The sequence below is a fragment of the Ilumatobacter sp. genome, assembly GCF_030065885.1.
GTDB lineage: Bacteria > Actinomycetota > Acidimicrobiia > Acidimicrobiales > Ilumatobacteraceae > Ilumatobacter.
In genome coordinates this window covers 1-5,235 of sequence record NZ_JASJCS010000189.1, presented here as the reverse complement: position 1 = coordinate 5,235, position 5,235 = coordinate 1, and the positions used below count along the sequence as shown (strand labels likewise).

At 69.1% G+C, this 5,235-nt stretch carries 5 protein-coding genes; 3 read left to right on the top strand and 2 right to left on the bottom strand.

Features of this window, described 5'->3' with window-relative positions; translation table 11 throughout:
- Positions 1-453 (bottom strand): (2Fe-2S)-binding protein (locus QNJ12_RS23300; protein ID WP_300626448.1); only part of this gene is annotated, 453 nt, incomplete at its 3' end.
- Between the two features lie 149 nt (positions 454-602).
- Here QNJ12_RS23300 and QNJ12_RS23295 point away from each other — a divergent pair.
- Positions 603-1,145: a TetR/AcrR family transcriptional regulator gene (locus QNJ12_RS23295; protein ID WP_300626446.1), complete on the top strand. Its 543-nt coding sequence runs from the start codon at positions 603-605 to the stop codon at positions 1,143-1,145.
- 36 nt (positions 1,146-1,181) lie between these two features.
- On the opposite strand, the gene QNJ12_RS23290 is transcribed toward QNJ12_RS23295, so the two are convergent.
- Entirely contained in the window at positions 1,182-2,138 is a 957-nt protein-coding gene (locus tag QNJ12_RS23290) for a DM13 domain-containing protein (RefSeq protein ID WP_300626444.1), read from the bottom strand.
- A 120-nt stretch (positions 2,139-2,258) separates the two neighbouring features.
- Here QNJ12_RS23290 and merB point away from each other — a divergent pair, with 120 nt between their 5' ends.
- Both merB and sulP read left to right on the top strand, forming a co-directional pair.
- Entirely contained in the window at positions 2,259-2,582 is a 324-nt protein-coding gene (merB, locus tag QNJ12_RS23285) for an organomercurial lyase (RefSeq protein ID WP_300626442.1), read from the top strand.
- Positions 2,583-3,146: 564 nt separating this feature from the next.
- Positions 3,147-5,235 (top strand): sulfate permease (gene sulP, locus QNJ12_RS23280; protein ID WP_300626440.1); only part of this gene is annotated, 2,089 nt, incomplete at its 3' end.

The following is a 5,235-nucleotide window of genomic DNA, read 5'->3' as shown; positions in this document are numbered from 1 at the left end:
GGCGCGGTAGATCCCGTCGTAGGCCCCGCAGCGACACAGGTGGCCGGCGAGTGCGTCGGCGATCGTGTGGCGGTCGGGCTCGGTTGAACCGTTGGCGGCCCGCCACTCGTCGACGAAGGCCGCTGCGTCCACGACGAAGCCGGGCGTGCAGTAACCGCACTGCAGGCCGTCGTGCGCCATGAACGCCTGCTGGACCGGGTGGAGCTTGCCGTCGGTCTCGAGACCCTCGATGGTGGTGACCTCGCCGCCCCGCATCGCGGTGGCAGGTGTGAGGCAACCGGCCACCGGCGTCCCGTCGATCTGGACGGTGCACGCGCCGCACACGCCACCCGCGCACACCAGCTTGGTGCCCGTCAGACCGAGCTGCTCGCGGATCACGTCGACCGCCGACTCGTGGCCTTCGACCTCGATGGTGTGCGACTCGCCGTTGACCGTCGTGCTGATCGAAGCCATCTTGCGCGTACCTCTCTGTCGGGGGACTCGGTGGTGCATCACCGAGTGCGGAGGATTTCTTCCGCAACGCCGGCGACCCTAGCCCGTCGATCGGAGGATTTCCTCCGGAGCGGGGAAGAATTCCTCCGCAGTCGCTACGGTGACGTTCGATGACCACCGCAGACGCCGATGCCACCACGCAGCGGATCCGCAGCGAGGCACTTCGGCTCTTCGCCGAGCGGGGCTACGGCAACACGACGATCGAACACATCTCCACGGGGGCCGGGGTCGGCGTGGCCACGATCTACCGCCGGTGGTCCGACAAGGCAGCGATCGCCAACGAGCTCTACCGCGAGGGCATCGACGCGATGCTGTCGATCCTCGCGGAGCGCCACGCCGACGACCACAGAAGCGAGTTCATCGCCATCTGGCGCGACCTGTGGGGGTGGGCGAGCACCAACCGCGACCTCTCCCTCTTCATCAGCGCGAGCGCCGGTGCACCGTGGCTGACCAAGGAGAACGTCGCCCGCAAGGCCGAGGTCAGCACGGGCGAGATCGAGACCTACGCGAGGCTCGGCATCGATGCCGCCCCGGACTTCGCCGCGGCCCTCATCGGTGGGACGATGGCATCGGTCTTGGCCGCCGAGCCCGACATCGAGGCCGACGAGGTGGCGGAGCGGCTGTGGCGAGCCCTCACGCTCCGCTCGGACTGACCCCGGGGCTCGCGCTCGGAGCGACCACGGGTCGACTCAGACGACGATCGTGGCGCCGACGAACTCGACGCTGAAGGCCTCGCACCACACGAGGGCTGTGTAGGCGCCGGTGGCGAGCTCGGTGCCTGGCGGCAGCTCGTAGTTCTGGTCGCCGATGTTGCCTTTGAGTGCGCCGAGGTGGATCGAGCCCTCCGGGAGCGAGACCTGGTCGGCGCCCGGCACGAGGTAGACCTCGAGGTCGGGACCGTTCTCGATGTCGAAGTTCTCGAAGCGCAGCACGAGCGACCCGTCGGGGTTCTGGAAGATGCCGGCGTCACCGGTCCCGTCGTGGCCGGCGAGGCCGACGAACTGCCCGGCCCCGAGCAGTACCGGTCCGCTGGGTGGAGGCGGCGTCTCCTCCTCGGCGGGCGCCGCGGCTTCCACCGGCTCCTCGCTGACCGGCTCGTCCTGCGTCGCGGGCTCGGTCGCCGGCGTCGTCTGCTCGTCCTGCGCCGGCTGATCGGACGGGGCTGCGTCGTCAGCGGGCGTGGGTGCTTCGGTCTCAGTCTGCACTGCCGGAGCGGTGGGGGCTGCAGGTGTCGCGGGCGTGTCGTCGGCCGTTGCGACCTGGGCTGCGATCGATGTCGAGAACTCCTCGTCGACCACGTCGTCGATGAAGTACGGCGAGAGCAACCACCAGTTCACGATCACGAACGGAACCACCAGCACGGTCACTCTGACGATCGAAGGCACGCGGAACCAGAGCATCGCGACGAAGGCGATTGCGGCGAGGGCCGTTCCGCCGACGGTGAACAACAGGGTCCGCTCGTTCTCGAACGGTGCCTCGAGGATGTCGGGCTCGATGAGCACCAGCACCAGCATGGTTGCCGCGATCACGGCGCCGATGACGAGCTCGAGGCGCGTGATGCGGTCGATCAGCGTGCGCACGGGGGAGTCGGGAGCGGCGTCGCCGTCGCGGCCTGTCGCGGGCGAGGTGGGTGTCTCGGTGATCATGTGTACAAGAACACCGGGACCCGACGATCGAGTCCCGCAATTCCATTACGAGAACCGAAACCTCGGCCCCGATGCCCCGATGCCCCGGCCGAGATGGGACCGATGCCGTAGTGTCGGCCGATGCCGCTCGACGACACGGACTGGGAACTGCGTCGCACGATCTACGCGGGTCTCGCCGCTACCGGCATGGTGCCCAGTCGCAGCGTGCTGGCGGCGGCCGCCGGCGGATTCGAGACGCTCGACCGCCGGCTGCGAGCGCTCGACGACCACCATCAGGTGGTGCTCGACGCTGATGGTTCGATCCGCATGGCGTTGCCGTTCTCGGCGATCCCGACCGACCACGTCGTGCGCTCGGGAGATCGCCGGTGGTTCGCCAACTGTGCGTGGGACTCGCTGGCCATCCCTGCAGCGCTGGGCGTCGACACCGAGATACAGGCGCCATAGCTGGACGACGGCTCGCCGGTCGACCTCCGGATCGTCGACGGCGAGCCCGTCGGCGACACCGATGCTCACGTCCACTTCGTCGTCCCTGCGAGTCGATGGTGGGACGACATCGTCGACACCTGACGAACCATCCGCTTCCTCCGGTCGGAGGAACTCGCACCGGTCGGTGGCCTGGCGTCGCTCGCAGCGATGTGGCCGCTCACCCGGGTCTGGTACGGCGACCGATTGGCGACCGGCTACCGGCCCGCGCCCGTCGAGCATCTCCAGGGACTCCTTCACGCGGCCGGATTGACCGAGCCGTTCTGGTCACTGACCTGAGCAGGCGGGGCCGTCACGTGGACGCGCGGAGTGCCGTCGGGGTACCGACCGCCTCGGGTCCGATCGGACTCGACCGCTCGGGACGCGCACGCAGTGGGCCATGTCGTCATCGGGCGGGAGCTCGCCGACCGGGAGTCGTACGGAGGCATCGGGGTCGTCGTCTCGAGGGACGGGGGAACGATGGCTCCGAGTGCAGCTGCCTAGTGTGAGCGTGGATCGGTGTGCGTTCGAGTGAGAGGAGGGTAGATGGGCCACTCGAACCATCCGCATCGCATCAAGGACCGGATCGCCTCGGCGGTACCGATGCTGCGGTGGCTGCCGGAGTACGACCCGCGTCGCCTCCGCGGCGACCTGCTGGCCGGCGCGATCATCGCTGCGCTGATGGTGCCGCAATCGCTCGGCTACGCGCGGATCGCCGGCGTACCCGTCGAGGTCGGGCTCTACGCCGTTCCGCTGGCGCTGCTCGCATACGCGGCCCTGGGCTCGTCGCCCCAGCTCATCGTCGGCCCGGCGTCGACGGTCGCGATCGTCTCGGGTTCGCTGGTCGCCGACATCGCGCGCGACAACCCGGAGGACGCCGTCGCGATCACGTCGGCGCTGGCGATCGCCGCCGGCATCGTGCTGATCGCGACGGGCCTCTTGCGGATCGCCTGGGTAGCTGAGTTCCTCTCGAAGCCGATCGTCACGGGCTTCGTGTTCGGGCTCACCCTCACGATCGTGATCGGGGAGCTCCCCACACTGCTCGGGATCCCGAAGCCGCCCGGCGATCTGATCGGCGTTCTCATCCGCACGCTCCAGAACCTCGACGACACCCACCTGCCGACTGCGATCGTCGGTGGCTCGGCCCTCGTCCTTCTCTTCGGCGGTCGGCGCATCACCCAGCGCATCCCATGGGGCCTGGTGACACTCGTCGGAGGCGTGGTGGCGTCGAACCTGCTCGATCTGGAGTCCGAGGGTGTGGCGACGATCGGTGACGTCCCCAGTGGGCTGCCGCCGCTCGGCCTGCCGCTGATCCCTCGTGACGATCTCGGGGCGGTGGTGGTGGGCGGCATCTCCCTCGCACTGGTCGCCCTCGCCGAGGGGCTCGCCGCGACGCGGTTGTTCGCAACGCGGGGCGGCTACCGCGTCGAGACCGAGCACGAGCTCGTCGGCATGGGGGCGGCGAACATCGGAGCCGGCCTGTCGGGTGGCCTGGGCGTTGCGGGGAGTCTGTCGAAGACCGCATCGGCCGAGCAGGCGGGGAGCACCAGCCAGGTCAGCGGTCTGACGGCCGCAGGGCTCGTCGTCATCGTGCTGTTGACGCTCACCTGGTTCTTCACCGAGTTGCCCCAGACCGTGCTCAGCGCCATCGTCGTCGTCGCCGTCTGGGGGTTGATGGACGTGGCCGCACTGCGCCGCTATCTCGCGGTCCGCCGGGCGGACGCCGTCGCGGCGACCGTCGGGATCGCAGGCGTCGTGTTGTTCGGGCCGCTCCCTGGACTGGGGATCGCGATCGCGACCTCGCTGTTGGCCATCATCTACCGATCGAGCTCGCCACGGATGGAGGTGCTCGGCAAGATCACCGACGAAAAGGCCGCCTGGGGCCGCATGCGCGGCCACACGACGCGGAAGACCGTTCCCGGAATCGTCGTCATCCGCCTCGATGCTCCGCTCTTCTGGGCCAACGCGATGGCGATCGAGGACCGGTTGCTCGAAGAGGTCGACCAGCGCCCCGACACCCGCGCACTCGTCCTCGATCTCGAGGCGACGTCTCAGCTCGGTACGACGAGCGCCGACATGCTCCAGCATGTCCACGATGAGCTCGCTGCTCGCGGGATCAGGCTCTACCTCGCCCGGGTGATCCATCCGGTCTCCGCGGTCTTGGAGCGGTCGGGGTTCCTCGCCACCCTCGGTGACGAGCACATCTGGCACAGCATCTCCCAGTGCGTTCGCGCGGCTCGTCGGGCGACAGGCCTCAAGGGTGGCGGCGACACGATCGTCCGGGACGCCGACGACGACGAGATGGCCGACGGCGAAGCATCGCAACGCACCGACGCCCCGCTCCCCGATGAGGAGGAGGAGGAGTTCGAAACCGAGGTGCTGGACGACGAGGCACCCACCGAGGCCGACCTCTACGCAGGACGGCGCCGCGTCGGCGAGAAACGCGACAACGCCACCAGCTTCTATCTGATGGCCATCCGCGACGGGAGACCACGCGACGCGGTGGACGCGTACGTCGGTGATCGCTTCGAGCAGCACCGGCCCGGCATCTCGCACGGTGCTGAGGGCGTGGTCGAGTTCTGTGAGCGTTTCGCGGACGAGAACCCGAGCCGGTACGTCCGCGTCGTGCGCTCCC